33 protein-coding genes are annotated in these 26,482 nt (G+C 55.7%); 28 read left to right on the top strand and 5 right to left on the bottom strand.

Going from position 1 to position 26,482, the window contains the following annotated elements:
- Positions 1 to 76: 76 nt before the first annotated feature.
- The 12 genes from pilL2 to FQZ95_RS00235 all read left to right on the top strand — a co-directional run bounded on the left by pilL2 (position 77) and on the right by FQZ95_RS00235 (position 9,247).
- A complete protein-coding gene (pilL2, locus tag FQZ95_RS00290; RefSeq protein ID WP_202384075.1) occupies positions 77 to 673 on the top strand; it encodes a PFGI-1 class ICE element type IV pilus protein PilL2 in 597 nt (198 codons plus the stop codon).
- Positions 670 to 1,443: a Tat (twin-arginine translocation) pathway signal sequence gene (locus tag FQZ95_RS00285; protein WP_160529752.1), complete on the top strand. Its 774-nt coding sequence runs from the start codon at positions 670 to 672 to the stop codon at positions 1,441 to 1,443. Before pilL2 ends, FQZ95_RS00285 begins: the two co-directional genes overlap by 4 nt.
- Before the next feature lie 6 nt (positions 1,444 to 1,449).
- Positions 1,450 to 2,169 carry a TIGR03759 family integrating conjugative element protein gene (locus tag FQZ95_RS00280; protein ID WP_160529751.1) on the top strand — a complete coding sequence of 240 codons (720 nt, stop codon included), beginning with the start codon at positions 1,450 to 1,452 and terminating at the stop codon, positions 2,167 to 2,169.
- The gene (locus tag FQZ95_RS00275) at positions 2,148 to 2,807 is read left to right on the top strand and encodes a lytic transglycosylase domain-containing protein (RefSeq protein ID WP_160529750.1); all 660 of its coding nucleotides are present in this window, start codon (positions 2,148 to 2,150) and stop codon (positions 2,805 to 2,807) included. Before FQZ95_RS00280 ends, FQZ95_RS00275 begins: the two co-directional genes overlap by 22 nt.
- Positions 2,804 to 3,331: an integrating conjugative element protein gene (locus tag FQZ95_RS00270; protein WP_160529749.1), complete on the top strand. Its 528-nt coding sequence runs from the start codon at positions 2,804 to 2,806 to the stop codon at positions 3,329 to 3,331. The genes FQZ95_RS00275 and FQZ95_RS00270 overlap by 4 nt, the downstream gene beginning before the upstream one ends.
- Entirely contained in the window at positions 3,328 to 3,933 is a 606-nt protein-coding gene (locus FQZ95_RS00265; RefSeq protein ID WP_160529748.1) for a restriction endonuclease, read from the top strand. Before FQZ95_RS00270 ends, FQZ95_RS00265 begins: the two co-directional genes overlap by 4 nt.
- On the top strand, positions 3,930 to 4,442 hold the full coding sequence (locus FQZ95_RS00260; RefSeq protein ID WP_160529747.1) for a hypothetical protein: 513 nt from the start codon (positions 3,930 to 3,932) through the stop codon (positions 4,440 to 4,442). Before FQZ95_RS00265 ends, FQZ95_RS00260 begins: the two co-directional genes overlap by 4 nt.
- Positions 4,439 to 5,227 carry a hypothetical protein gene (locus FQZ95_RS00255; protein WP_160529746.1) on the top strand — a complete coding sequence of 263 codons (789 nt, stop codon included), beginning with the start codon at positions 4,439 to 4,441 and terminating at the stop codon, positions 5,225 to 5,227. Before FQZ95_RS00260 ends, FQZ95_RS00255 begins: the two co-directional genes overlap by 4 nt.
- Positions 5,224 to 7,320: a type IV conjugative transfer system coupling protein TraD gene (gene traD / locus FQZ95_RS00250; RefSeq protein ID WP_160529745.1), complete on the top strand. Its 2,097-nt coding sequence runs from the start codon at positions 5,224 to 5,226 to the stop codon at positions 7,318 to 7,320. Before FQZ95_RS00255 ends, traD begins: the two co-directional genes overlap by 4 nt.
- Positions 7,313 to 8,065 (top strand): TIGR03747 family integrating conjugative element membrane protein, encoded by a 753-nt coding sequence (locus FQZ95_RS00245; RefSeq protein WP_160529744.1) that lies wholly within the window; start codon positions 7,313 to 7,315, stop codon positions 8,063 to 8,065. The genes traD and FQZ95_RS00245 overlap by 8 nt, the downstream gene beginning before the upstream one ends.
- 93 nt (positions 8,066 to 8,158) lie before the next feature.
- Positions 8,159 to 8,509, top strand: a complete 351-nt coding sequence (locus tag FQZ95_RS00240; RefSeq protein ID WP_202384072.1) for a Dabb family protein — start codon at positions 8,159 to 8,161, stop codon at positions 8,507 to 8,509.
- Positions 8,510 to 8,806: 297 nt separating this feature from the next.
- Positions 8,807 to 9,247 (top strand): hypothetical protein, encoded by a 441-nt coding sequence (locus tag FQZ95_RS00235; RefSeq protein ID WP_139129832.1) that lies wholly within the window; start codon positions 8,807 to 8,809, stop codon positions 9,245 to 9,247.
- Positions 9,248 to 9,274: 27 nt separating this feature from the next.
- On the opposite strand, the gene FQZ95_RS00230 is transcribed toward FQZ95_RS00235, so the two are convergent.
- Positions 9,275 to 9,808, bottom strand: a complete 534-nt coding sequence (locus FQZ95_RS00230) for a hypothetical protein (RefSeq protein WP_160529743.1) — start codon at positions 9,806 to 9,808, stop codon at positions 9,275 to 9,277.
- A gap of 137 nt (positions 9,809 to 9,945) precedes the next feature.
- Here FQZ95_RS00230 and FQZ95_RS00225 point away from each other — a divergent pair, with 137 nt between their 5' ends.
- The 11 genes from FQZ95_RS00225 (at position 9,946) to FQZ95_RS00175 (ending at position 18,832) form a co-directional block, all read left to right on the top strand.
- The gene (locus tag FQZ95_RS00225; RefSeq protein ID WP_160529742.1) at positions 9,946 to 10,290 is read left to right on the top strand and encodes an integrative conjugative element protein, RAQPRD family; all 345 of its coding nucleotides are present in this window, start codon (positions 9,946 to 9,948) and stop codon (positions 10,288 to 10,290) included.
- The gene (locus FQZ95_RS00220) at positions 10,290 to 10,532 is read left to right on the top strand and encodes a TIGR03758 family integrating conjugative element protein (RefSeq protein WP_000525826.1); all 243 of its coding nucleotides are present in this window, start codon (positions 10,290 to 10,292) and stop codon (positions 10,530 to 10,532) included. The genes FQZ95_RS00225 and FQZ95_RS00220 overlap by 1 nt, the downstream gene beginning before the upstream one ends.
- A 43-nt stretch (positions 10,533 to 10,575) precedes the next feature.
- The gene (locus FQZ95_RS00215; RefSeq protein WP_021555952.1) at positions 10,576 to 10,974 is read left to right on the top strand and encodes a TIGR03745 family integrating conjugative element membrane protein; all 399 of its coding nucleotides are present in this window, start codon (positions 10,576 to 10,578) and stop codon (positions 10,972 to 10,974) included.
- Between the two features lie 12 nt (positions 10,975 to 10,986).
- Complete coding sequence (locus tag FQZ95_RS00210) at positions 10,987 to 11,352, top strand: TIGR03750 family conjugal transfer protein (RefSeq protein WP_021555951.1); 366 nt, start codon at positions 10,987 to 10,989, stop codon at positions 11,350 to 11,352.
- On the top strand, positions 11,349 to 12,002 hold the full coding sequence (locus FQZ95_RS00205; RefSeq protein ID WP_021555950.1) for a PFL_4703 family integrating conjugative element protein: 654 nt from the start codon (positions 11,349 to 11,351) through the stop codon (positions 12,000 to 12,002). The genes FQZ95_RS00210 and FQZ95_RS00205 overlap by 4 nt, the downstream gene beginning before the upstream one ends.
- Positions 12,002 to 12,949 carry a TIGR03749 family integrating conjugative element protein gene (locus FQZ95_RS00200; RefSeq protein ID WP_432804969.1) on the top strand — a complete coding sequence of 316 codons (948 nt, stop codon included), beginning with the start codon at positions 12,002 to 12,004 and terminating at the stop codon, positions 12,947 to 12,949. Before FQZ95_RS00205 ends, FQZ95_RS00200 begins: the two co-directional genes overlap by 1 nt.
- Positions 12,939 to 14,429, top strand: coding sequence for a TIGR03752 family integrating conjugative element protein (locus FQZ95_RS00195; RefSeq protein WP_160529741.1), 1,491 nt, complete (start codon positions 12,939 to 12,941; stop codon positions 14,427 to 14,429). Before FQZ95_RS00200 ends, FQZ95_RS00195 begins: the two co-directional genes overlap by 11 nt.
- 8 nt (positions 14,430 to 14,437) lie before the next feature.
- Complete coding sequence (locus tag FQZ95_RS00190; RefSeq protein WP_394814251.1) at positions 14,438 to 14,851, top strand: TIGR03751 family conjugal transfer lipoprotein; 414 nt, start codon at positions 14,438 to 14,440, stop codon at positions 14,849 to 14,851.
- A gap of 251 nt (positions 14,852 to 15,102) precedes the next feature.
- Positions 15,103 to 17,799 (top strand): conjugative transfer ATPase, encoded by a 2,697-nt coding sequence (locus FQZ95_RS00185; protein ID WP_160529771.1) that lies wholly within the window; start codon positions 15,103 to 15,105, stop codon positions 17,797 to 17,799.
- Between the two features lie 4 nt (positions 17,800 to 17,803).
- Complete coding sequence (locus tag FQZ95_RS00180) at positions 17,804 to 18,184, top strand: hypothetical protein (protein ID WP_050188224.1); 381 nt, start codon at positions 17,804 to 17,806, stop codon at positions 18,182 to 18,184.
- A gap of 444 nt (positions 18,185 to 18,628) precedes the next feature.
- The gene (locus FQZ95_RS00175; protein ID WP_069722999.1) at positions 18,629 to 18,832 is read left to right on the top strand and encodes a DUF1187 family protein; all 204 of its coding nucleotides are present in this window, start codon (positions 18,629 to 18,631) and stop codon (positions 18,830 to 18,832) included.
- A gap of 218 nt (positions 18,833 to 19,050) precedes the next feature.
- On the opposite strand, the gene FQZ95_RS00170 is transcribed toward FQZ95_RS00175, so the two are convergent.
- From FQZ95_RS00170 to FQZ95_RS00155, 4 genes are all read right to left on the bottom strand, one after another.
- Positions 19,051 to 19,707, bottom strand: a complete 657-nt coding sequence (locus tag FQZ95_RS00170; RefSeq protein ID WP_160529740.1) for a DsbA family protein — start codon at positions 19,705 to 19,707, stop codon at positions 19,051 to 19,053.
- A gap of 157 nt (positions 19,708 to 19,864) precedes the next feature.
- On the bottom strand, positions 19,865 to 20,488 hold the full coding sequence (locus FQZ95_RS00165; protein WP_160529739.1) for an ion channel: 624 nt from the start codon (positions 20,486 to 20,488) through the stop codon (positions 19,865 to 19,867).
- Between the two features lie 165 nt (positions 20,489 to 20,653).
- The gene (gene lptA, locus FQZ95_RS00160) at positions 20,654 to 21,136 is read right to left on the bottom strand and encodes a lipopolysaccharide transport periplasmic protein LptA (protein ID WP_160529738.1); all 483 of its coding nucleotides are present in this window, start codon (positions 21,134 to 21,136) and stop codon (positions 20,654 to 20,656) included.
- Between the two features lie 57 nt (positions 21,137 to 21,193).
- Positions 21,194 to 21,370 (bottom strand): hypothetical protein, encoded by a 177-nt coding sequence (locus FQZ95_RS00155; protein ID WP_160529737.1) that lies wholly within the window; start codon positions 21,368 to 21,370, stop codon positions 21,194 to 21,196.
- Positions 21,371 to 21,595: 225 nt separating this feature from the next.
- Here FQZ95_RS00155 and FQZ95_RS00150 point away from each other — a divergent pair, with 225 nt between their 5' ends.
- Genes FQZ95_RS00150 through FQZ95_RS00130 form a run of 5 tightly spaced genes read left to right on the top strand, consistent with a single transcriptional unit; the run spans position 21,596 to position 26,330 of the window.
- Positions 21,596 to 21,991: a TIGR03757 family integrating conjugative element protein gene (locus FQZ95_RS00150; RefSeq protein WP_160529736.1), complete on the top strand. Its 396-nt coding sequence runs from the start codon at positions 21,596 to 21,598 to the stop codon at positions 21,989 to 21,991.
- Positions 21,988 to 22,962, top strand: a complete 975-nt coding sequence (locus FQZ95_RS00145) for a TIGR03756 family integrating conjugative element protein (protein WP_160529735.1) — start codon at positions 21,988 to 21,990, stop codon at positions 22,960 to 22,962. The genes FQZ95_RS00150 and FQZ95_RS00145 overlap by 4 nt, the downstream gene beginning before the upstream one ends.
- Before the next feature lie 13 nt (positions 22,963 to 22,975).
- Positions 22,976 to 24,424 (top strand): integrating conjugative element protein, encoded by a 1,449-nt coding sequence (locus FQZ95_RS00140; RefSeq protein ID WP_160529734.1) that lies wholly within the window; start codon positions 22,976 to 22,978, stop codon positions 24,422 to 24,424.
- A 58-nt stretch (positions 24,425 to 24,482) separates the two neighbouring features.
- Complete coding sequence (locus FQZ95_RS00135; RefSeq protein ID WP_160529733.1) at positions 24,483 to 24,785, top strand: hypothetical protein; 303 nt, start codon at positions 24,483 to 24,485, stop codon at positions 24,783 to 24,785.
- Positions 24,786 to 24,791: 6 nt separating this feature from the next.
- Positions 24,792 to 26,330, top strand: a complete 1,539-nt coding sequence (locus tag FQZ95_RS00130; RefSeq protein WP_160529732.1) for a conjugal transfer protein TraG N-terminal domain-containing protein — start codon at positions 24,792 to 24,794, stop codon at positions 26,328 to 26,330.
- Positions 26,331 to 26,482 lie beyond the last annotated feature (152 nt).

Here is a 26,482-nt window from a genome sequence, read left to right as displayed (position 1 = left end):
TGTTCGTTGAGCCTGCCGGCGCTTCTTTGCACAGTGACCGCTGTTTTATCACTGCAGAGGAGTTATCCGGATGAAGATGCAACCCGGGATCTTATTTCCCCTGGTTACCCTGGCCCTGCTGGCCGGGTGTAACAGCCCACAAAAACTTCAGCAACGTGCGCCGGCCATGCCGGTACCTTCCGTCAGCGTTTCCCGCAATGTGCAGCCGGTGTCACAGGATATTTATGCGCAGCCGGCACCGGAAGTGGTGCGTTACGACCGTTACCTGCTGGTCAGCACGGCACCGCAGGCAGCGCAGCGAGACCCGCTTTCCCAGGTGATTGATATCCGTATTCCGGCATCGTTAAAGCCCACCGTGGCCGATGCCATGCGCTATGCCCTGAAACAGTCCGGTTACACACTGTGTGCCACCGGGCCGGCCAATGGTGTGCTGTACCGCCAGCCCCTGCCCGCCGTGCAGTATCAGCAGGGACCGGTGCGACTGCGTACAGCCCTGCAGGTGATGGCGGGCCCGGCCTGGCAACTGGAGGTGGATGACGTTCAGCGTGTGGTCTGCCACAGCCTGCGGGCGGGGTATCAGTTACCGGCAGGCCAGCTGGCACCCGTGCCGATTTCTCCGGCAATAACGGCCCCGGTGGCGCAACCGGCTAAGGGAGGTTTCCTGAAAAAATGAGCAAACAACAGGAGATGATGGCACCCGTTCCGGCAGATAAACCCACAACACGCCGGTATTCACTTCTGCGGGGGGTGGCAGTGAGTTCCCTGATTCTGCTGGTTGTGGTGACGGGCGTGGCGCTGTATCTGACGGGACGTGGCATGCTGGCGATGGATACCCGTCTGGCAACACTGGAGCAACAGCAGGGGGAGCGTCTGACACCGGCGTCGCTGGCTCCGCTGCAGTCACGACTGAGTGAACTGGAGACGAAGCTGCTGGCGGAGAGTGCGCGTCTGGCGCAGCTGGCCCGGCAGCCCGTTCTGACGGAGGTTCAGCAGACGCAGCTTAATGAACTGCCGGCGTCCCTTGAGCAGATTCAGGCAGCACAGAAAGCCCTTTCCCTGCGGCTGGACACGCTGGCGGCACTGGCAGAGAAGCCACAGCCCCGGGCTGTTCAGTCCGAATCCTCCTCTGCTTCCGGCACCGGGAAAAAGGACGTATCCGGAACGAAAGAACCCTCTCCGGTGGTACAGAAAACTGCCCGCCCTGCAACGGCACGTTCAGGTATGTCGCGCACCTCCCGCCGGGCGCCGTTTGTGCTGACCGGCACCGAGCGTCGGGGGACGCTGTCATATGCGGCGGTGGCCCCCCGGGGATATACCAGTCTGTCGCAGGTGGCACTGCTCGGGGAAGGAGAGAGTGTGGCCGGCTGGACACTGATTCATGCCGGTCGCGAACAGGCGACGTTCCGGGTTAACGGACGTCAGGTACAGGTCAGGGTGGAGTGAGTGAAGATGAGACTGAAATCCCTGTTACTGGTGATGCTGATACCTGCACTGGCGCAGGCTGCAGACCAGAACACGACCGTGACGGACGCATCCCTTACGAATACGTCACAGCATACGCAGAGCACCACGCAGTCGCTGCAACAGCAGGCTGGCCGGTGGGGGCTGAGTGAGGAGGACTGGGGGCGTTATCAGGAACTGATGGCGGGACCCCGCGGGATACAGTCGCCGGGTCTGGACCCGCTGACAGCACTGGGTATTGAGGCCCGTACACCGGCTGAGCGCCGGGCGTATGCCGAAAAGTGGGTGAAGGAAGCGTATGCCCGTACGGAGAAGGAGCTGGCTTTTCAGCGGGAGGTTGATGCGGCATGGCAGCGTCTTTATCCCGGAAAGCTGCCGGTCAGTATGGGCAATACCGGTGTTCTGGCCGGGGACACTGGAGGCAGACTGGCGTTGTTTGTGAAGGCGAAGGACTGTGCGTCCTGTGATATCCGCCTGAGTAAGGTGCTGGCATCCGGTAAGCCGGTGGATATTTACCTGGTGGACAGTCAGGGGAAAGACGGGCTGCTTCGTCAGTGGGCACGTGAGCACAATATTCCACCAGAGAAGGTCCGCAGCCGGCATATCACCCTGAATCATGATGCGGGGCGCTGGCTGCGTTTTGGTGAGGGACAGATGCCGGTGGTACTGCAGCAGGGGGCGGACGGATGGCGCGTGGCTGCATTCTGACCGCTCTGCTGATGCTGGCAGGCAGCGGTATGTGTCAGGCTGTTGCACAGACCATTCCTGACGGGTATGTGCAGGTGGCCCGCGCACACGGTATTCCGGCAGAAGTGCTGTATGCCGTATCCCTGACAGAGACCGCCATGGCGCCCGGTGATATGGCCGGCGTCATGCAGTATTCCCGCCGCGACGGGCGTCTTCCGGATGTCTCCCGCCCCTGGCCCTGGACACTCAATGTGGCCGGGAAGGGGTACCGTTATGCCAGCCGTCTGGAGGCCTGGCAGGCACTGCAGGTGTTTCTGAAACGTTATCCGGCCAGACGCATTGATGTCGGGATAGCGCAGGTCAATCTGGGGTGGAATGGTCATCGTTTCCCGTCAACATGGGCGGCCTTTGACCCGTACACCAGTCTTGAGACGGCGGCAGTCATTCTGCAGGAGTGCCGTCAGCGCCATCCCGACAGCTGGCTGAAGGCTGCCGGTTGTTATCATCATCCTGCCGGTGGAAAGCCGGCCGTCCGTTACACCGCCGTGGTCAGACGTCATCTGGACCGGCTGAATGCAAAAAGTATGACGTCACAGCAGACAGCCATGCTGGCACCGGCGGCGGATTATATCTGGACAGAGCCCCGGAGGCGTGAATGAACAGACTGAGACGGATTATCCCTTTTTATTTTCCTGTATGGCTTCTGTTTTCAGCGAGTGTCAGTGCTGAACTGACGGTGATTGCTGACCTGGGCGGCAGGGATGCCACGCCTTTTTTTGAGGGTATCAACCGGCAGGCACCGGCTTCTACAACGGTTGTTTCACCACAGCCTCTTCTGCAGGGAGAAGCCGCGATGCTGCCGGTCAGCACACCTGAAATGTCACCTGGCGAGGTGGCGCCACGCCCGCTTCAGCTACCGGGCATCGGTGCACTTTTCCTTGTGGGGGATGATGCGTATTCCCGCGAGTGGCTGCAGAAAAATGCGGCTGCGCTCCGGGCGCGCCATGCCGCCGGGATGGTGGTGAATGTGGCTGATGAAAACGGCCTGCGCACGTTGCGTGAACTGGCCCCCGGTGTGGCGATGACACCGGCATCCGGTTCTGCGCTGGCCCGCCGGTTACAGCTGAAGTCTTACCCGGTGCTGATAACGGACAACGGGCTGTCACAGGAGGTGTCACCATGATGCAGACACCTGTGATAACCGCAGCCCTGCTGGTCAGCCCGGTGCTGATGGTTTGTCTGGTGTTCTGCCTGCTGACGGTGTTGCTGATGCTTATCCTGCGGGGAGGGGGGCGAAAACAGAAATGCGCCCGGACCCGTCGCCATCAGCGTTACCGCGCCACCGCCGCCCGGGCACTGGCCAGACTGAAGACGCTGCCGGGGGATGCTCAGCGTCTGAAGTATCTGCGCAAAATCAATCCGTATGTCTTCGAAGAAGTGTTGTTACTGGCCCTGATGCAGCAGGGGATGACGGTTATTCACAATCCCTGCTACAGCGGTGATGGCGGTCTTGACGGACAGGTGGTGATTAACGGTGAGCGCTGGCTGATACAGGCCAAACGCTACGGACGGACCATCCGCCCGGCACATATTGATGCCTTCGGGGAACTGCTGCGCCGGGAAGGTTGCCGGGGATTTTTTATTCATACCGGTCGTACGGGGCCGGCCAGCTGGGCCAGGCTGACGCTGTGGCCGGATATCGAACTGGTCAGCGGTCAGCGTCTGCTGAAACTGCTGAACGGAACATTACTGACAGATGAACTCACCAGGGGGGAGCGGAGATGATGACGGTAAAACGGATGTTTATGCTTTTATTCAGAACAGCGATTGTCTGGCCATCCATGCTGACGGGATGCCTGATGATGCTGTATTTCGTTGAGGTTGCCAGCGGTGGCGTGACAGGGCTGGCGCAGCGTTATGAGGCGGAGTCAGCACGCTGGCGTGATGCGCCGGCAGGGACGGTGATGATGCTCCGGTGCCCGTCGCGTCCTTTCGTGGCACCGGTGACAACCGGGGAGTGGCGTGCACTGTCCGCCACTGATGCAGAATGCCTCCGGGCACCGCGCTCTTTCAGGCAGGCTGCGGAGGCAGATTTTCAGTCACTGCACATACTGGCGCTGACACTGCTGCTGGCATCCGTGGTTCTGGAAGGCATTTCGGCCGGCATGTTGCGCCGGAAAACCGCATCCGTACCGGTATCACCACACTGTGGATGTGGCAGGGGCCGTGGTGCGGTTGCTCACTGGCCTGACCATGATAATGATGCAATTCCGCAGAAGGGAGGTCAGGTATGACAGCTTCACTGCTGGCCCGTGTGCAGGCAAATGTCCCGGCCTGGGCACATGAACAACTGGCCGCATGGGATGCTGCAGAGTTTGCGGCAATGTCGGATTTTATTACGGAACACTACTGGACGGGGCAGGGCAGTATCAATGTGTACCGCATTGTGGGGACTGACCATCCACAGTATGCCGGAATGACCTGGCTGGAACTGCTGGAGCGTGGTGAACGTATGGGTATCAATATCCCGTTACTCGAAAAGAATCCGGGTTACTACACGCAGGCAGAGCAACAGCATGCCGGGATGAGTTTTGTCAGCACGGATGGCATTCACTGGTATGTCAGTGCTGACGGTAATCACCGCAGCTGTCTGGCCCGCTTTCTGTTTCACCTGCAGGGGGAGGGGCGCACACAGCTTCACAATGTGGCCCAGAGTATTTATCACACGGACAGGGAGTTCCGGTCTGCCTGTCGGGAGATTCACAACCTGACAGAACCGTTGTCCCGGCATGGTGTGTATCTTCGTCTGCAGACCCGGCGGCAGTGTGTTTCCCGCGAAGACCTGGCCTGCTGGAAAGTGGACCGTTTCAGAACAGAAGCCCTGCTGACGGTGGATGATGTGCGTGCAGGCGGATATGACAGGCCACTGGTGTATAAGGCATTACTGCTGAATGCGGCAGACGCATGGCGGGAGGTGATGGTGTTACAGCGCAGACTGGAGGTTCTGTCCGCATCACCGGAGAACGATTTGCCGCGCTCATGGTGGCGGCGTCTTTTACAGAGAGGTACCCGGTCATGAGCAACCGTTATGTGATTGAGGCCCTGCTGCGACCGGCGGTGGAGCTGAACACTGCCGTGGTGGCGGCAACGGCGGCCGGTGTCTGTGTGACAGCGCCCTGGGCGGTGGCGCTCGCGCCGTCGGTCAGTTATGCCACTGCCGCCGGTTTTGGCGTTCTGGCAGCAGTCCGTTTCCGCCAGGGAATGAAGGTCATCCGCTACCGTCGCAATCTGCGGCGTCTGCCCCGTTATGTGATGAGTACCCGGCAGATACCCGTGAGCCGTCAGCGCCTTTTTCTGGGGCGGGGATTTCGCTGGACACAGAAACACACCCAGCGCCTTCAGGATACGCTGCGCCCGGAGGTGGCCAGGTACCTTCAGCCCGGCTGGCTGTACCGGATGGCCCGTCAGCTTGAGCTGAAAACGGAGCATACCGTCCCCCGTCTGGGCGCACTTTTGCGTCAGGACTCTCCGCTGAATCCGGTACGCCCCCTGCCGCCGGTGGGCGGGAATCCGGCACTGCATGGTATTGAACCGGATGAACAGGATGTGACGCTGGCGCTGGGAGAGCGGGTGGGACACACCATTGTTTATGGTACCACCCGTGTCGGTAAAACCCGGCTGGCAGAGTTGCTGGTCACACAGGATATCCGCCGGGGAGAGGTCACCATTGTCTTTGACCCCAAAGGGGATGCTGACCTGTTGCTGCGTGTCTGGGCAGAAGCACACCGGGCCGGCAGGGGCGATGAGCTTTATATCTTTCATCTGGGCTGGCCGGAAATCTCTGCCCGCTATAATGCAGTGGGGCGTTTTGGCCGGGTATCGGAAGTGGCCACCCGTGTGGCGGGGCAGTTGTCCGGTGAAGGCAACAGTGCTGCTTTCCGGGAGTTTGCCTGGCGTTTTGTCAATATCATTGCCCGCGCCCTGGTGGCGCTGGGAGAACGCCCGGATTACACGCTGATTATGCGCTATGTGAATAATATTGCTGACCTCTATATTCGTTATGCCGGAAAGGTGGTCAGTGAACAGATGCCGGAACTGGAAAGCGCCATTCTGAATAACATGAATGTGCTGGGTGAGAATGATGTGCCCCGGACCATGCAGAACCAGCCGGATGCTGTGCGTATCTGGGCCATTGAGGTGGCGCTCAGCAGTGAAGCCGGGAAGAAACTGTATGACCCGATACTGGATGGTCTGCGAAGCGCAGTACGTTATGACCGGACCTATTTCGATAAAATCGTGGCCTCCCTGCTGCCGTTGCTGGAAAAACTGACCACAGGAAAGACGGCAGAGCTGCTGGCACCGGACTACCTGGATATGAGTGATACCCGTCCCGTGTTTGACTGGGAGCAGGTGATACGTAAAAAGGCGGTGGTGTATATCGGTCTTGATGCGCTCAGTGACAGTGAGGTGGCCAGTGCCGTGGGAAACTCCATGTTTGCAGACCTGGTGAGTGTGGCCGGACATATCTACAAACACGGTATGAATGCCGGATTGCCCGGTGCCGGGGAGAGTAAAAATGTGGTCAACCTGCACTGTGATGAATTCAACGAACTGATGGGCGATGAATTTATTCCGCTCATCAACAAGGGCGGCGGTGCCGGTATGCAGGTGACGGCGTATACCCAGACGTCTTCGGATATTGAAGCCCGCATCGGTAATGCGGCTAAAACTGCCCAGGTACAGGGTAACTTCAATAACATGATTATGCTGCGCGTCAGGGAGAACCGGACGGCAGAGCTGCTGACCAGTCAGTTGCCTCAGGTGGAGATTTACACCAAAACACTGGTATCGGGGCATCAGGATACCGCCGATGTGACGTCCGGACAGGATTTCACCTCCAGCACCCAGGACCGCGTTGGTACAGTAAAGGTTCCCTTACTGGAGCCGGCGGATATCGTCACCCTGCCAAAGGGGCAGGCATTTGCCCTGCTGGAAGGCGGACAGTTGTGGAAAATCCGGATGCCGCTGCCGGCGTCAGAGAAGGACGATGCGCTGATGCCGGAGAGTATTGCAAAAGTGGCTGAAGCCATGCGGCGTAATTACCACACCGGAGAGGGGGGGTGGCATGAAGCCCCGGCCGTGAATGTGCCGGAAGGAGACGGACATGGCTGATTCCCGTCGTGATGTGAACCGTCCTGACGCCGCACAATCTCCACGCCGGCACGGGCTGCTGTATAACCTGCTGTGGGGGTGGCCGTGGGCACTGGCCGGGATGGTACTCTCCTCCCTGTTGCTGAGCCTGCTGATTGAGTACGTGGGTATTGCATTTTTCTGGCCTGAACAGGGAGCGAAGCACAGTGAAGCGGTCATGAACACCGAGCTGGGCTGGTTATCCTCGGAGTTTACCCGCAGTCTGCTGCTGTCCACGCCGTCAGTGACGGTGATGAAGTGGGTGTCCACGGCGTACCAGTGGCTGTTTGTGGACAGCGGATTTATGGCCTGGATGAAGCAGGGCGCTTCGGTCGATAACAGTGTGATACAGGAAGTGGATACCCTGGGCCGCTGGCTGGCGCATTACCTGCATGATTACCTGATGGCCACGGTATATGTGACGGTGGTGACGCTGGTCCGGGTGACGATTCTGGTGCTGTCAGTGCCCCTGTTTGTGATGGTGGCTCTGGTGGCGGTGGTGGAGGGTCTGGGAAGACGTGACCTGCGCAGGTACGGTGCTGCGTATGAATCCAGTTTTGTTTATCACCATGCCAGAAAGTCCATTAAACCGGCAATATACATTCCCTGTATTCTTTATATGTCCTGGCCGACAGCAGTATACCCGAACCTGCTGATATGGCCGGCGGCCATGCTGCTGGGTGTGGCTATCACCGTGACCATGGCGTCATTCAAAAAATACCTCTGAGTCCGGGAAGAGCTGGACAGCCCGGCACAAAACTGGTTTTTGTGCCGGGCTGTCAGCAGACAAGCCACGTGACAGTCGTCAGTGCGCGGCAGTATGCTGCTGTTTACCGGAACAATTATTTCTGAACGTCAGGAGGATAATATGATCAGACATATTCTGTTGATTCGCTTTACAGCAGAAGCAACAACGGCGCAGATTGCTTCTGTCAGAGAGGCATTTTTATCAGTGCCGGTACGAATTCAGGGAGTGGCTTCTGTTGAATGGGGGGAGAACAACAGTCCGGAAGGAAAGAATGCCGGTTACACACATTGTGTCATGATGACATTTGTTAATGAGGCGGCAAGACAGCGATATCTTCCTCACCCTGAGCATGAGGCACTCAAGAACATCTTCAGGCCGATACTGAATGATATTATTGTGTTTGATTATGATTTAACGTCATAAACAACGAGAGTATTTGATTTTTATATTGCCCCCGGTGCAGAACAGGTTTTTCCCGGGGGCCACCACATAAGCCATGTAAAGGCAATCAGTGGCGCGTTCAGTTAATTACATTCACTTCAGTGACTTTGAATGAACCGGTTTTGTCGTTAACAGTTCACAGATGTGAGAAACGGGCGGAAGACCGTCACTGTCAGCACGGGGATGACAATAACATTCAGTACAATAATGATCCAGTTGATGGTCTGTATGACGTAACATGCCCACAGAGGGTAATGGGGTTCTTCCAGACTGAGGTAATTGAGAAATACAAACCAGAAGGCGCAAAAAATAACCAGCCCAGGAGAACGTACGGAAACAGATGCTCAGACATATTTTCTTCTTTTCCTTAGCAGCCAGCGTGAAAAAACATATTTAACAGGCCCGGAGCAATACCAAAGAGTACAGGTAAAAGTTGCATATGCTGTTTTCCTCAGTGGCGTATTTGGGTCAAAAGGCAGGGCTGCGTATCAGTTCCCGCAGGAAAACAGGCAGTGTGATGATAAAAAAAACGGTGATGCATTGCATGATGGTCCAGACCCAGGGAGGAAAACGGAGTTCTGCAACTTTGATGAAGCAGTAAAACAGGAGCCAGAAGGCAAGTGCGCCAGCGTATATCTTCAGGGTAATCTCAGTCATTATTCCACCTTTATTTGGGTTACAGGTGTGATTACAGTAATGTCTGAGCATTGTTCACAATAGTGTAAACTCATTAACGACGATATGAAATTAATTGAAGAAAATGCTGTATATTCCGGTTAACAGACTTGCTACAGAAATAATAAAACTGACGATTTTGGCTCTCCTCATTTTTTTCTGATTAGATGTATAAATATCGTGGAGCGATCTTGTCAGAGAAGTAACCTCTGGCTGACAGGTCGCGGACAGTCGTAGTATATGTTGTAACTGTAATTTTATGTTCTCCGGAAGCTCTGCAAATGGGTCATTTGTGTCATGCCATTCAATCAGTTCCCGGATTCGTGCAATATGATGATCCGGACAGTCATTGCTGGTCAGGAAATCACTCAGGATAAACAGAAGTATTGATTTTACCCGGCCAGGTTTTACGGACCAGCGTGAGGCCAGAAGATGAACATCTTCATTTTTTAGCTTATTTTGCCGGATGGATTCTTTCTGTGCTTTCTCAAACCGATTTCTTTTATTTGTCAGATCAATGTCGTGCAGCATGAAGATAATGCATCCGATTACTATAGCGAACAGCAGGAATATTTGTATGAGTTCAGCAACGGTAATTTTTTCCATTCGGATATCCTTGTTTGATGGGACGTTTTGCTGATTTTCCCGTAAAAATTTTCAGTTTTGCAAATAGAGTTTATCGCTGACCCGCTTCCTCGCCTTACGCATCCTGTACGCACCGTTTAACTCAGAGAGAGGTGCGTATGCGTTCGTTTCCGGCATCCCCCTGTCGTGCCGGCCATCTGGCCGGTGCTGCGGGGATGCTGTTTCTTTTCACTCTTGCCATACCTGTTCAGGCAGCTGAACAGGACGAACTGGCCACCGCCATGCGCCAGCTTGACCAGGTGCAGGCGGCGCTGGAACGGGCCCGGGTGGCTGCTGTGCAGTCCGGCTCGTCTGAGTCATCCCGTTACTTCTTTGATTATCCCCGGGCGCGTGCCGATCTGGAGACCATTCGTGATGGCATTGACCGCTATCTCACGCCTTCCCGGGCCCAGCCCCGCACAACGTCAGCCGTGAACGGGCACTACCGGCGGGAGCGTCCCTGATGGGCATGTCTGCCGTGCAGTCTTCCGCCTTTAAAGCGGCTTCCGGGGAAATGGATATCAGTGCCCTGCATCTGCTGTCACTCGGGCTGCTTTTTGCCGTGCTGTTTCTCTGGGCGGCCTGGGCGCTGCTGGATGTCTGGGCGGGCTGGAGTAATGAGAAGGTCCGCAGCGCAATGCTGGGGCGCTTTTTTATCCGGCTGGCTCTCCTGCTGGTTCTCAGTATCTGGATGTTTGCCAGCTGAGGTGAGTTGTTATCTGAATCATGATTATGAGGATTTTGTCTGTATGAAGTGGTGTTTTCGTTTTCTGAAACGTCTTGTTTCTCTGCCGCACACAATGCTGTTACGCCTGTGGCAGACCGTGTTTTCAGTGTGTCTGTTGCTCTGGATGAGTATGCAACCGGCCCTGGCTGATCTGCCCACCATGGAACCTCCGTCCTCCGGCGGTGGCAGCGGTCTGTTTGGACAGATTAAAGGCTATTCCCAGGACGGAGTGGTGCTGGGTGGTCTGATTATCTCCGCCATTGGGTTTATTGTCGTGGCGAATTCCGCAATTTCCACGTTTGCGGGAGTCCAGAAAGGACAAAAAACCTGGACGGAGTTTGGGGCCATTGTGGTGGTGGGGGTGATTCTGCTGGTTGCGGTGATCTGGCTGCTGACCAAATCGGCTTCCATCATTCTGTAAGGAACGCCACCCATGCAGACCATTCATTTTTTACCCGATCGCCTTAATGTGGAGCCGGCCGTGTTCCGGGGCTTCACCACGCCGGAGCTGGGGCTGGCCGCACTGAGCGGCGCCGGTCTCGGCCTGCTCTGGCCGTTACCGCTGCTTCCGCTGACCGGCTGGGTGATGATCCCGACCGGGATGATGGTCACGCCGCTGCTGCTGATCTGGTTCGGCGGAAGCTGGATCACCCGGATGAAACGCGGCAAACCGGATAACTGGCTCTGGCAGCGGCTGGAGGAGAAAAAGTGTCGGGCCGGCATGGGGCGTTCATCGCTGATTATGGAGGCGCAGGGCTGGTCCCTGCGCCGTACCCGGCCGGTAAGGAGAGTTTTATGAGTCGTTTTCGTCACGCCCTTCAGGACAGGGACCAGCATATCCGCAGCCTGCGCATTATCAGTGCCGTACTGGCAGGATTTCTGTTGCTGGCCTGTATTGGCTGGATGACTGCTCCCAGTCGTCTGACCATTCATAACCCGCCGGATTTGCGTTCCGGCAGTACCCGACCGTGGTGGGAAGTTCCCCCGTCGACGGTTTACTCCTTCGCCTTTTATATCTTCCAGCAGTTAAATGCCTGGCCGAAGAACGGCGAAGTGGATTACCCGGCTAAAATTCATGCCCTGTCGGCCTATCTGACGCCGTCATGCCGTGAACTGATGGAGAACGATGCCCGCCGCCGTAAGGATGCGGGGGAACTGCTTGACCGTGTGCGCGTGGTGTATGAAATTCCTGAGCACGGGTACGGAGGGCGCTACAACAAAAATCCGGTGACCGTACAGGGCCGGGATAACTGGCTGGTACGTCTGGACCTGGTGGCGGATGAGTATTTTCATGCTGAGCCGGTCAAACGCGCGCTGGTGCGTTATCCCCTGAAAGTGGTGCGTTGGGAGGGGGACCCGGAGCATAACCCCTTCGGGCTGGCACTTGACTGCTACAGCGGTACACCTCAACGGCTGGAAGCCGCACCGGCTGCCGGAGGAACACAGTGATGAAGGGCAACGTTTGTCGTCTGATTAGGGGGAGTCTGATGGCGCTTCCGTTACTGATATCCCCGTTTGTGCTGCATGCTGACGAACTGATGAAGTGGGAGCGTATTCCGTTATCCGTACCCCTGAAGGTAGGGCAGGAGCGGGTGATTTTTGCGGACAAAAATGTGCGGGTGGGATTCCCGCCGGCACTGAACGGTAAGCTGCGGGTACAGAGTACCGGTGGTGCCGTGTACCTGAAGGCGGACAGTGCCTTTCCACAGACACGGCTGCAGTTGCAGGATGTGGAGACCGGGGAAATTATTCTTCTCGATGTCACCGCCGGTGAACAGGGGCCTTCTGAGCCGGTACGTATTGTGTATGACGGTGAGGTCAGCACGGTCAGTCAGGCGACTGACCTGATGAAACCGGCGTCCTCATCCGGCAAAACCTCCGCCGGTCAGTCGCGGGCACCGGGACAGGATGACGGTACGCAGGCCCGTCGTCAGCCGGTTCGTTACAGCGCGCCCCTGCCGGTGTTACTGACCCGTTACGCCGCCCAGTCCCTGTATGCCCCGCTCAGGACTCTGGAGGCGGTGCCGGGTGTTCACCCGGTCAGTCATCATCTGCCCGGACGCATCACCACCCTGTATCCGTCAGAGCCCCTGACCGTCACGCCACTGGCGGCATGGGGCGCGGGCGGACGCACGGTGGTGGCGCTGAAGCTCATCAACACGGTCAGCCGTAAGGTGGTGCTGGACCCCAGGGCACTGCAGGGAAACTTTGTGACCGCCACGTTCCAGCATCGCTGGCTGGGACCTGCCGGTACACCGGAGGACACCACAACACTGTATCTGGTGACAGAGGGCAGACCGGACAGGGCGTTTATTGCAGAGCCAGTCCGACGTAAAGTCACCACAGCCCGTAAGGCCGGGGGCAGTGCCCGCGGGGAGGTGAGTCATGCAGATTAAATCCAACACGCTGGTCAAATTTGTGGTGCCCGTTGTGGTGGTGGGCGGGGTATTCATCGGGCTTAAAGGCTGTGGTGATTCAGCGCCGTCATCAGACCCGTCAGCACAGCAGACGCAGGTCCTGGGGACCCTGTCTCAGGAGGAACTGAAGGCGCTGGGTGTTGAGAGTGACACGCCGGAAGATACCCTGCGCACGCTTATCGGGCGTCTCAATCAGGTTCGTGAACGTCAGCAGACGCTGGACGAACAGAACAGCAGACTGCTGAAGGAGAATGAACAACTGCGCAAACGCGGAACGGATGTGTCCGGTCAGCTGAACGATGCCGTGGCAGGACTGCAGAAAAGTTATGAGGAGAAGCAGCGCCAGTTACAGAACGAGCAGAACGCCCTGATGGCAAAGGTGCAGTCCCTGACGGAGCAGCTGGCGCAGCAGGGTGGCACCAGTAAGGCAGATACTGACAGCGATATTCCCCTCGGGCTGGGGCTTGACGGACTGAGTGGTTCTCCGGGAAGCACGGTGTCACAGGGGGCCGATGGCCTGATGTGGGTGACGCCGGCTGACCAGTCACAGCCTGACCCGCGGGATGTGGCAGGGGGCAAAAGTGGTCCCCGTTTCCCCACCTCCTTTCTGGATGATAACCCGCTGACCCGTCAGAAGGCGGCGTATGAACAGCAGGTGAAGGGATACAGTAAAGAGAAACAACAGGCCACCACACAGGCCGTCTACACCCTGCCGGAGAATGCCACCCTGGTCGGGAGCCGGGCAATGACGGCCCTGCTGGGGCGGGTGCCGGTCAACGGTACGGTGACAGACCCTTATCCGTTCAAGGTGCTTATCGGTAAGGACAACCTGACCGCCAACGGCATTGAACTGCCGGATGTGGAAGGGGCCGTGGTGTCCGGTACCGCCAGTGGTGACTGGACGCTCTCCTGTGTGCGGGGCCAGTTGAACAGTATCACCTTTGTGTTCGCTGACGGGCGGGTTCGCACGCTGCCGGCACCGGATGTGAACGGCACCACCAACAGCAACCAGAATACGAAAAACGGAAATAACACCGGCGGCATTGGCTGGATTTCGGATGAGGACGGCATTCCGTGTATCAGTGGCACCCGTAAGTCCAATGCTGCCACATACCTGCCCACCATTTTCGGTCTGTCTGCCGCAGGGGCGGCCGGTGAGGCCCTGAGCCAGGGGCAGTACACCACGCAGAATAACGTCAACGGCCTTTCTTCTGCGCTGACCGGCAGTGCCGGGGAGGCGGCACTGGGTAAGGCGATTTCTGGTGGAATGAATGAGACAGCAGAGTGGGTGAAGCAGCGTTACGGGCAGACGTTTGATGCCATTTATGTGCCACCGGGAAAAAGGCTGGCCGTTCACATCACCCGCCAGCTGGCAATTGATTACGAAGACCAGGGCCGTAAGGTGCGTTATGACTTCACCCTGCCGGGAGAGGCGGACGCACAGGGTGGTCTGGACTGAAGGAGGAAATGATGAAATTACTTTTGCCGTTACTGGTGCTGACGGGCGCGGTTCTGGCCGGCGGCTGTTCCACGTCGAAAGAGGAACTGCTGCCCGCCGGGGACCAGTCGATGCTGGAAATCTGGCAGGGGCAGTCTGGCGGCGGAAGTGCCCGTTCTGCTGCGGCAGCCCGTGACACACTGCGGCGTCCGCTGACAGAAACGGAACAGCAGGACGCGGCGCAGACGGACCGCAGTTACAGCCGGACACAGGAGAGTGAAATCAGCCAGCAGTTTCCACGACTGCCCAACCCGGACATGGTGATGTATGTCTTTCCGCACCTTGCAGAGGGGAACTCACCGGTACCGGGCTACAGCACGGTGTTTTCATTTTACAGCCAGACGCAGTATGCGATGCCCGGTGAACGCACGGCAGCGTTCTGACGGGTCGGATGAGCTGAGTGACTGTGCCGGTGTGATGCCGGCGGTTTATCAACGCATTTTCGGGAGGAACGCTGAAAGTCTGTTGTGTCAGACAGGCGGGATGCGTTCATGTCAGTCTGATGGTTTTTCCTTTGTTTAAAAAGAAAGTAAAGACGGAAGCGCCTGCACAGGCAGTGGCATCAGCCGCGTGTGCGCATGAAACCGGCGCCGGTGACGCCGGTATTCACTGTAACCTGACCCGCCCCGGGCGAATGACGCGCCGGGAAGAGGCGAAGATTTACCATGCGGGCCCGTCCATTATTGATTTTCTGCCCTGGGTGGAATATCTGGATGAAGAGCAGTGCCTGCTGCTGGATGACGGGGTGTCTGTCGGCGCTGTGTATGAGGTGACACCGGCGGCCACGGAAGGGCGCACGGCAGAGCGTCTTGAGCAAATCCGTGACACGGTGGAGGATGCCCTGCAGGACAGCTTTGATGAATACGACACCCATCCCTGGGTGGTGCAGTTCTTCTGTCAGGATGAAAATGATGTGGATGCGTATCTTGACCATCTGAGGGGGTATGTGAAGCCCCATGCGCAGCGCACCGCTTTTACAGAGGCCTGGCTGGGCGAGATGGAACGGCATCTGCGGGGAATTGCCCGCCCGGAAGGGCTTTTCACGGACACGCTGGTGACCGGTCAGCCCTGGCGTGGTCAGCAGCGACGGACCCGGATGGTGGTGTACCGCCGTATCGGGAAAAACAGCCATGACCCGATGCCGCCGGTGGCGATGCTGAACCAGGTGTGTGAACGCGTGGTGGGGGCGCTGGGCGGGGCGGGGGTGCGCTGTACCCGTATGAACGGTCTGCAGGTACATGGCTGGCTGCTCAGACTGTTCAACCCCCGGCCAGAGTGGGTGGACAGGGACACACTGTACCGTCTGGCCACCCGTGCAGCACCGCAGGAGACCCCGGAGGGCATGATGCCGGTGATGACCGACTTTGCGGAAAGTCTCTGGTTCACGCCGCCGGTGTCGGATCCGGAAAACGGTGTGTGGTGGCTGGACGGACTTCCGCATGCCGCCGTGGTGGTGGAGAAACTGCGTACGCCTCCGGAGGCAGGGACGCTGACCGGTGAGAAGGCCCGGGGCGAAAAGACGGTGAATGCCCTGATGGATACGTTCCCTGAAGGCACCCTGTTGTGCATGACCATTGTGGTACAGCCGCAGGACACACTCGAGGAGCGTTTCACCCGGCTGTCAAAAAATGCGGTCGGGGAAAACACGGAGTCCATCCGTGCCCGTCAGGATGTGGCCACCGTGAAGGAATATCTGGGAAACCGCCACAAACTTTACCGGGCGGGGATCAGTTTTCTGTTACGGGCTGAGGATATGGACAGCCTGAAGCGTAAGCGGGTGGCCCTGACCACAGCACTGCTGGGCGCCGGTCTGCAGCCGGTACGTCCGGAGTTTGATGTGGGGCCACTGAACAGCTGGCTGCGTGCGCTGCCCATGTGTTTTGATCCGGATACGGACAGGAAGCAGTGGTACACGCGTCTGATGTGGGTGCAGCATCTGGCGGGGCTCCTGCCGGTGACAGGGCGGGAGACGGGCACCGGTCATCCCGGGTTCAGTTTCTTTAACCGGGGAGGGGATGTGCTGACTTTTGATCCGCTGAATAAACTGGACCGCACCCAGAATGCGCACCTGCTGCTGTTTGGTCCGACCGGCGCCGGGAAATCCGCCACGCTGTGCTCCTCGCTGTCGCAGATCATGGCCGTACATCGTCCCCGTCTTTTTATTGCTGAAGCCGGGAACTCGTTCGGGCTGCTGGCCGATTATTTTGAGAGCCTCGGGCTGAGCGTCAACAAAATCAGCGTGAAACCGGGCACCGGTGTCAGCCTGCCACCGTTTGCGGATGCGCATCTTCTGGTGGCACAGGGACAGACCCTGCAGGATGTGGATGAACAGACACTGCCGGATATCGATGATGACACGCAGGACGAGAGCGAGGAGCAGCGCGATATCCTGGGAGAAATGGAGATTTCTGCCCGCATGATGATCACCGGCGGTGATCCGAAGGAAGAGGCGGCACTCAAACGGGCGGACAGGGCGATGATCCGCGAAGCGCTGCTGATGGCCACGCACACCACATACTGGGAGGGACGCCAGATGCTGCCGGCGGATTTGCAGTCGGCACTGTGGGAAATCTCCCGGGACAGGCAGCGAAATGAACTCCGGCGGACGAAAGCGGCAGAGATGGCGGAAGCGCTGGGGATGTTCACCCAGCTGGGCAGTTTTGAGGCGGAGCTGTTTAACCGGGAGGGGGCGCTGTGGCCGGAGGCGGATGTGACGCTGATTGACCTGGGGCATCTGGCCCGTGAAGGGTATGAAGCCCAGATGGCGCTGACCATGGTGTCGATGACCAACATGATTAACAACATCGCGGAGCGTGACCAGTATCTGGGGCGGGACATTCTGTTTGCGGTGGATGAGGCACACATTGTGACGGTGAATCCGTTGCTGTCCCCGTACATGACCAAGGTGGTGAAAATGTGGCGCAAGCTGGGCGCCTGGCTGTGGCTGGCCACGCAGAACCTGAAGGACTATCCGGATGTCGCCGAGAAGATGCTGAATATGGCCGAGTGGTGGGTGTGTCTGACCATGCCGCCGGAGGAAGTGAATAACATTGCCCGCTTTAAGGCCCTGACAGAGGAGCAGAAAGCGGTGCTGCTGTCAGCCGGCAAACTGTCGGGGTGTTACACGGAAGGGGTGGTACTGGCGAAGAAGGTGGAGGCACTGTTCCGGGTGGTGCCCCCGAGTATTTACCTCGCGCTGGGGATGACGGAGAAGGAGGAGAAGGCGGAGCGCCGGGCGTTAATGAAAGCGCATCAGTGCAGCGAACTGGAAGCCGCATTTCATGTGGCCCGGAAGCTGGACAGGCTGCGTGGGCTGACTGACGGGGAGTAAGACGATGCTGTGTCTGAAATATCCGGAGCCGGAAGAGGTGTCACAGGGGCATCCTGCCGGAAGTGTGTTTGTGCTGCCGCCACAGGGGCAGCCCGGTGCCAGTCGTGCCACCCGGGATAATCTTGAGCGTCTGCGCGGGCATCTGCAGAAGCAACTGGGGCAGGTGACGCGTATCTGTTGCCAGCCTCAGCGTGTGGGGGTGAACAGCAGCGTGGCGGTGGCTCTGGAAGGGCGGTCGGGTCAGCAGGTGAATCTCCTGCTGACGGTGAGTGGCCATGAGGGCTGGCCGTCGGAGGAGGAATATGCGCATCCCCGCTGGTATATCCCGGTGACCGATGCTGCTGATTTGTGTTATCTGCTGCTGTGGCTGGCAGAGTTAAAGTGAGGGGGAGGTGTACCATTTTTGGGCATCCGCTGAGGTGCGGGGGATGAAAAAGTCTGAAAAATAAATCAGGCTATTACAAAAGGTGGCATGTTTTTATTACTATTGTCGGGCAGACACTTTTATTTTGTATGCAGCCTTATAATACACTTTCCAGCATTTTCCATTTGCCGCACTCCGGTGCGGTTTTTTATTTCTGACGCTGGCAGAGAAAGGAAAAATCTCAAAATATCATTCAGGGGTTGAAACCAGCGGAAGTCAACGGGCAGAATTTACAGGATTGTGTTGTTTCATTGTTTATTATTGCTCTGGATGATTTGCCCGCAGGAGAGGCGGGCTTTTTTTAGTATATCTTCGCATGAGCCATTGCCATACTGCTGACTTTTTTTCGCGCTTACGTCACAGGTGATGGCTCAGTCGAAGATATACTGATTGCAGAGATGAGGTATGGCGGCTCGTTATAAAATCACGGCAACGATAATGAAGCCCGGCAATCCGCCGGTATTCTGGACCCGTTACTCCGGAAATAAAATGACCCGGACAGAGTGTGAGCATATGTTTTCCATTCCAAAAGAGCCCGGCCGCTCTTTTGGCGATAAGGTAAGAGTGCAGGATTTTCGGTGTGTGGCGGTTGAGAACGAAAAAGTCTGAAAATATCACGTTGCAATAAAAATGAATGTTATATGGTGGTAACATCCCGTCGAGTCAGGTGACTTCCATGGAAGCGTGGACATGAATAATAGCCTCCTTACATTGAGACGTTGAGGTTTCAGCCGGGCAGATATGCCCGGTTTTTTTATATATCAGCAAGGCAGGTATGCAAAACGCTCTGCCGGAGTAAGCCAGGCAGAGCAGATATTGCAAATATATCAGGGATTTGTCGTCATCAGCTGATATACCACTTCGGCAAACTCTTTGCCATAGCCTTCTGTTGAACCATCCTTAATACCGTTGTTTTTAATCTGGTACTTACCATTGACGTAAAAAGCCGGTGTTCCGGTAAGGCCAAACTGTTCAGCAGCCTGCTCCTGGCGGGCAGTCAGCGTTTTCACCATAAAGCTGTTTCTGGCGGCATCAAATTCACCGGCATCCACCCCCGCCTGAACGAATACAGCTTTGATGTCATCTTCGCTTTTTACCGAACGGTGTTTCAGTACAGCTTCAAACAGTGGTCCTTCCACTTTATCTTCCACACCCAGTGCCTTAGCGATGGACCAGGCTTCAGTGAGCTGTTTTCCCATCTCCCCCATAAAACTGGCGTGATATTTTTCTACTTTCACTCCTTCCGGCAGTTTTGCTTCAATGTTTTTACTGACCTGGTAGGGACTGTAGAAACTGCTGCATGCCGGGCAGTAGAACGAGAAGAATTCCACGACCGGTGGCGCATCTTTTACCGGATTATCCAGTTTTGTGTACTGTTTGCCTTCAGTGACAGTGACGGCAGCCTGTCCGGGCAGGCTGGCAGCGAAGAATAAAGATAAGGCAAGAAGCACTCTGGTTGTTAATTTCACAGGTATCAGTGTCATGTTTACGGATTATACAAATCAGACATTATAAACAATGGCGGCTGGCCTGACCGGTGGTCTGCACGCAGGTAAACAGCATCCTGCCGCCCCCTTATCAGCCACCTGATGATACAGGTGGCTTTGGGACATAATACATCAAAGTTATAATTTGAGCGGGTTATTTGTCTGAAACAGAGAGTCCGCTGACGATGCGGGCAATAAAAACCAGTGAATAAATATATCCCGTGAGAATAACCAGTATAGTGGCATTGCGGGCAGGCCAGCTGACAGCCACAATATCGCCATATCCTACAGTCAGAATGCTGATAAACGAATAGTAAAACAGTTCGTTCATCATCTGCAGTTCGTCATGTGACAGTCCACGGAATGCGCCGGGCGTATAATTTTCTATTGCAGAAAACATAAAGAATCCCATATAGCCAATAAGCAAAAATCCACTCAGTGCGGCGCAGACGGATTCCGTGTTTATCCGGGCAGAGAATATTACCTGACGGAACACAATGGCAGACAGGATAAGGAAAAAGGCCAGGTAGCTTCCGTAGTACAACAGGGCCATGTCACTGGCAGTGTGTAACCAGTGTGTGGCGGCAAAAATGACCAGTAAAACAATGAATGAAAAGGCCTGATAGCGGCGTTGCAGCAGATTGACACCTGCTGCAATCTGTAATAACGCATTCAGGTTGTATCCGGTTGCGTTCAGCGGAAGCAGATTGAGAAAGAAGGTACTCATCAGGGCTGCGAGAAGGAAAGCGAATCTGTGTTGTTTTATCATCAGTAACATAAAGAATGTACACACATGAATGTTCAGATAACAGTAAGTGTCAGGGGGAGCGCATGCCAGTCAGTTAATGCCCTCTGCTGAATGGTGTCTGATTTTTACCCTGACAGTAAGTTGCCAGGGTAAAAAAAGCTGCTGGCAGATTCAGCATACTGCTAACAAGGGTAATCATTTTTTATTCTGTGATATCCTGTCAGGATAAATTACACTCCTTACTCTTTTACCGGGAGTTGCAGAAGCTGTCATTTTTTTTGTGATGGTATTGTATGTTATTATTTCTGCCGACAGGGAATTACCATTCTGTTGAACAAATGCCTCGTCGGTAAGAATTACCTCTCCTGTTTCCGGAGTATATTTAAGTTTCCTGGAGTTTCCCGAGAATGGCCGGCCATCTTCAGTTATTCCATTGTATTTTATTGGGTTACCTGTGGCAGTTATATAGGCGTTGTCGGGGTCTTCACGATGATAAATGGCTTCTTCTGCATCAATAGTCATATCCCCGCTTACAGCGTGTACATTGCCAACGGCCTTAATATTTCCATTCGATAATATTAACTGGCTGTCCGAATCTATTGTGTACTTATTTGATATGGCTTCTGAGGCGTCAGAAGTGCCTGTAATAAAAAATAAAATAATTAAGTATCTTTTCATTTGTACCTCACTTATACAGTAGCGTCAGCAATGGTTTACTCCGCATTTGTTTGTGCGTCAGGCGTTCAGACGCAGGTGACCTGCATCTGCCTGAAGGATACCCCGGAGGGCGTGCAGGAAAAACACCGTCTCTTCAACCCGTTTTAGTTTCTGCTCTTTCTGACGGGGAACCTGAGCAGGCTCAGTGAGCGGTCTTTCCGGTTTATCGATGCGAATGAGGTAATTCTGACTCATGGTCATTTTTATAATGCAGCAATAATTTTTTACAACGAGGTTAGTGTATCAGGGCAGGGAGGTTTTTGACCGATGTCAGCTCAGCTTATGGTCAACAATCCTGGTGTTGATTAGTAGCGCAGGGAAGCCTGAGAAATTTTCAGTTTCCGGTTTTGAATTTATTGATGACCTTCCCGGTGGTTCTGCGCACGCTGTCAGGTATGTATTGTCTGACGGAGTCATTCCATGTACCGGAAGCTGTTGTATTCCTTTCTTGCTCTGCCGGTGATATCAGTTGCCGGCACCACTGTTTATACCGATTCGGCACATCTGCCGGTTAATCCACCTCCTGATGTACAGGTTGTGTTGCTCGACGGGCCACAGCAACTGCAGGACGCTTTATTCGGCCTGTTACCGGCTGACCCTGAAATGGCTGAGGTGGCTGTTCGTGAGCACATGCAGTCCCCTGAATGGCAGTCTGCACAGGCTGACCTTGCAGAACGTTACCGCCAGGTGACCCACGCCTGGTCGCTGGGGCTTAAAAAATACCCTGCGGTGGTGTTCGATGACCGGGAAGTGGTGTACGGCACCACCGATGTGGCACGGGCTGAGCGGCTCAGGAGTCAGGGAGGCCAGCCATGACAGGGTTGCGAACACGACGTTATGCCGGTGCTCTGCTGCTGTGTATGGCGACCGTTTCCGTGTCCGGCGCTTCCCTGAATACGGCACAGATAGTGGCCGGCGCGGTCTCTCAGAGCTGCATCAGCTGGCGGGTCAGCGGTATCTGTTACTGGCTGCACTGCTCCTGGTCGGGGTGTCGGGTCAGAACGTCCGTGAAGGTTTCACATTTTATCCCTGAAGCAGTGGTATCCACCTATACCGCACCGGGCGGTAATCCCTGGCGGGAGATGGCTCTGGTCAGTCAGACATCCGGCGGTGTGGAGAACGCCATCAGCAGCGGGATTGCCGGGCTGTCTGCCGGCGGGGGAAACCCGGCAGATATGAAATCGCCGGGACAGCGTAAATCAGCCATCCGTTTCAAATACGCGGATGCGCTGGGGCATCCGGCCACGTTGCTTATCGGGGGCAGCATTCCCGGGTATTCGTGTGAGTCTGCTGCTACGCCACTGAGGCCTTATTTTCTCAGTACACTGGACAGTCTTGCCTGGCGCACCGGTATGCCCGAATCCCTCTGGCCCGAAGCCATGATACCCGGCAGACGGGAGCTGGGGAGTCAGCGTGATGCGGACATGTGGGGAAATATCTACCCCCGTTCCGGTTTTGTCAGCCAGACCGATGATGACAAAGCGGCAGCCCTGGTTGCCCAGCGGGTGGCGGATATCATCACACGCACAGGAGAACCTCACGTTTATCAGTCACTGAAAGGCCGAAAAAAGGATGGCTACTGGCCACCGGATGCGGTGGAAGAAAACACCGGCACCCGTAATCACAAGTGGCAGCGCCTGACCCCTTCCGTTTCTTCATCCTGCGCCGTGTTCCCGGATGGCAGTTATGCCGCGCCGGAGGACGGTAATGCCGCTTTTGCCCTGTGGCGTCCCTATAGTTGCTGCAAAAAGCGGGGCCAGAAATTCCTGGGCAGTACGAATTTTTAGAGGAAAGCAAATCATGAAGCATAAACCACAACTGATAAATGTCGTGGCACTGGCCGTCATGCTGGCCTGCAGCTCTGTGGCCAGTGCAGCGGAGAATGAACGCAGTACGTTCGGTCTCTCCCTGCCACAGGTGAATGACAGTGCCATCGGGTACGGGAAATCCATTGACGGTGCCATTTCGGACAAACTGTTTTACACCCTGGGAGGCGGGTCAGTGATATCGCAGCCGGCGACCCGGAGCAACATGAAGAAGCTCGGGGTGGATATTGGCTGGAGCAGCAACCTGATGTGCGGCAACTTTGACCTGAAAACTACGGTGAGCAATCAGCTGAACGGGGTGACGGACGGTTTTAAAAACCTGATGGGGGATGTGATACAGGGGGCGACGGGGGCGGTGGCCAGCCTGCCGGCGATGGTTATCCAGCGGGCTAATCCGGGGTTGTATGACGCCCTGACTAACGGGGTGTTACAGGCAAATGTGGCGTTCGACAAGGCACAGCTGAACTGCCAGAACATGGCGAAGCGCATGATGGAGTTTTCGGACAGCAGTAAGTGGACACAGGCTGCGATGCTGGATGAGTACAAGAAAATCGTGAATTCAGGGGATGGTGATGCCATCCGGGGAGATGATGCCGGTCGTAAGGCTACCGGGAAAGAAGGCCGGAAATGGATTGGCGGTCAGGCCCGTGGTGGTGCCGGGCAGCCGGCTATTCGCCCCACACATGATCTGGCCGCAGCGGGCTTTAACATGATGAATAACCTGCCGGTTACCAGTACATCAACAGTCGGAACCGCCAGCTGCACCGGAAGTGTCTGCAGTAAGTTCAGTAATGCTGAAGAGGCGGCAAAGGCGGTGGTGAAAGTGCTGGGTGATCGTTCCATGCGGACCTGCGGGAACGCAGCGGAATGTACCAGCGGGGATGAAGACCAACAGCCGGGAGTGGCGGTTGCAGGAACCGGGTTCACGCCGATGCTGGAAGAAGCGGTGAAAGTGAATACAGAGCAACTGGTGAAACTGGTTAATGGTACTGAAAAGCCGACAGCAGCGAATCTGGCCAGACTCCGGTCCGGCAGTCTGACGGTAACGGCCGGAGTGATTAAGGCGCTGCAACGGGATCCGGATAATGCTGCGCTGACCGGACGTCTGGCCGGTGAACTGGCAATGGCAGATACGGTGGAGACGGCGCTATTGATGCGCAGGATGATTATGACGGGGATGTCTGAGCCGTATGCTGCAGCGCAGGATGCCGCGATTGAAGAAGGAAGCCGCCGTATTGAGGCGCTGGATCGGGAGATTGCAGCACTGAAAAACGAGATGGAGCTGAAGCGCGAGCTGGCCCGCAACAGCGTGCTGACCATTATTGAACGGGAGAATGAACGGGTTGGGAACAATCCGATGATTCAGCAGACAGATAATGCTGACAGCCGGATGCATGCGCTGGAGGTCCCTGATGAGGAATAAGGTGATGAAGGCGAATACGGGAGCAGGAATGCGCGGCCGGCTAAAAAGGAAGGGAAAGATGCTTATTCTGTATCTGCTGCTACTGGCAGGTATCACCGTGTTTTCTTTGTGGCTGGCAAATACCGGTATTCGCCATGCAGAGGGTTTTGCTGCCCTGCGAGAATGGATGTATGAGACGCGTTATGGCTGGCTGATCTGGCGTCTGTGTGTCTACTGCGCGCTCGGATGGTGGGGGTGGAAAATCTGGCATGCACCGGGCTTCAGACAGGAATACAGGGCACCTTTTCTTCGTATGTCCACAGTCAGTGTTTTGTTTGTTCTGTTGTGTGAATACTCCATTTTTGCCGGTTCGGGGCGTTGATGCGTTATGACCACAAATAATTATCTGGAATATTTTCTGACCCTGCTGGGCTGGGTGGTGAATAATGGCCTGTGGGATGTGCTAATCGGTACCGGGTTGTTTGCGCTGCCGCTGGTATTTAAGGTTATTGGGATCTGGCTGAAAGTCCGGGAAGAGGGGGAAGACGAAGGTAACAAGGGATTACTTTCGCTGCCCCGTATTGAGAATGTACTCTACGGTGCTTTCTTTGTGATGATTGTCTGTTGCGTGCCTCTGGTTCAGGTCAGTCTTGACAGCATTAAGTTTGATAAAACGCGGGCAAAAACATGCGGAACCTGGACACCGAAAGATCCCGGAGATACCGGTTACAGTGGTGTTATTTCCAGTCTTGGGGATCGGACTGCAGCAGCACCACTCTGGTGGGTGATGGTGCATAAATTATCCAAAGGGGTGACACAGGCTGCAGTTGCGTCGATCCCCTGTCGGCCTGATTTGCGTCAGTTACGTTTTGAAGTTCAGCGGACGTTTATTGAAAACCGTGCGCTGGCAGATGAGTTGCAGGATTTTACCAACGACTGCTATTCGCTGGCCCTGTATATGTGGAAACAAAGGGATCAGGGGCAGACGAAGGATAAAAAACTCCTTTCAGATATTGCGTGGATAGGGAGTGCCACGTTTATGAAAGGCGATTACATGACGCTGCAGTCAAAACTCCCCCGTGCGGCTTTTCCCTGGAATGAAGCGCGGGACAGCGGGCGCCCGAATACGGGACGTGGAGGATACCCGACATGTAATGAATGGTGGCTGGCAGCAGATAAAGGTCTGAGGGCACGGGTGATTGCGGAGGTCAGTGACAGTTACTGGTTGCGTTTGTCAGCGGCGATGAAAATGATTGGCAGCAGCCAGGTTGATTATAAGGAAGAAGTTGTCCGACGGCTGGTGAGTCCGAAGAGTCTGACAGTCTCTCAGGACGGCGAGGTTTACCGCGGATATGGTGGGAATGCGGATATGACGACCATGAACGCAGTGGCCAGGATTGCGGGAACGGCTGGTAGTGCGGTGGCTGCACTGGGGGCATTCCCGGCGCTTGATGCAATGCGGCAGGCGCTGCCAATGGTGCAGGCCATTCTGCTGATGGCAATTTATATCATGTTGCCGCTGATTCTGGCGTTTGCAGCATATGAGCTGTCAACCCTGATCACGCTGACGTTTGTGGTATTTGCGCTGAACTTTCTGACGTTCTGGTGGGAGCTTGCACGATGGCTTGACAGCTGGATGCTGACGGCACTGTACAGTTCGGACACGCATACCCGGTTCAATATGATGGGATTCCAGAACACGTCGGACGATCTGATAATGAATCTGGTAATGGGGACGATGTTTATGGTGTTGCCGGCAGTCTGGCTTGGGGCACTGTCGTGGGCCGGAGTGAGCATTGGAATGACGATTGATAAAGGTATAAGTACCACTGGTCAATTTTCGCAACAAGCGGGAGGTCAAGCAGGTAATATTGCTCAAAGCGGTGTGAGCAGTTTTTCTAAGGGAATTGATAAAGGGTTAAAGTAAACCAGATGAAAAAACAATGCTGATGTTATATTAATGTCAGCATTGTTAATATTATTCGTGTGGTGTTTTATATGGACCTCCGTAGTAATCTTTAGCACGATAATAATAGTCATCTAAATCATTATTGTATATGTGATGATTTGTGCTTGATG

Source organism: Escherichia sp. HH41S (assembly GCF_009820115.1).
Lineage (GTDB): Bacteria > Pseudomonadota > Gammaproteobacteria > Enterobacterales > Enterobacteriaceae > Escherichia > Escherichia coli_F.
This window is presented reverse-complemented; position numbering and strand designations above follow the sequence as displayed.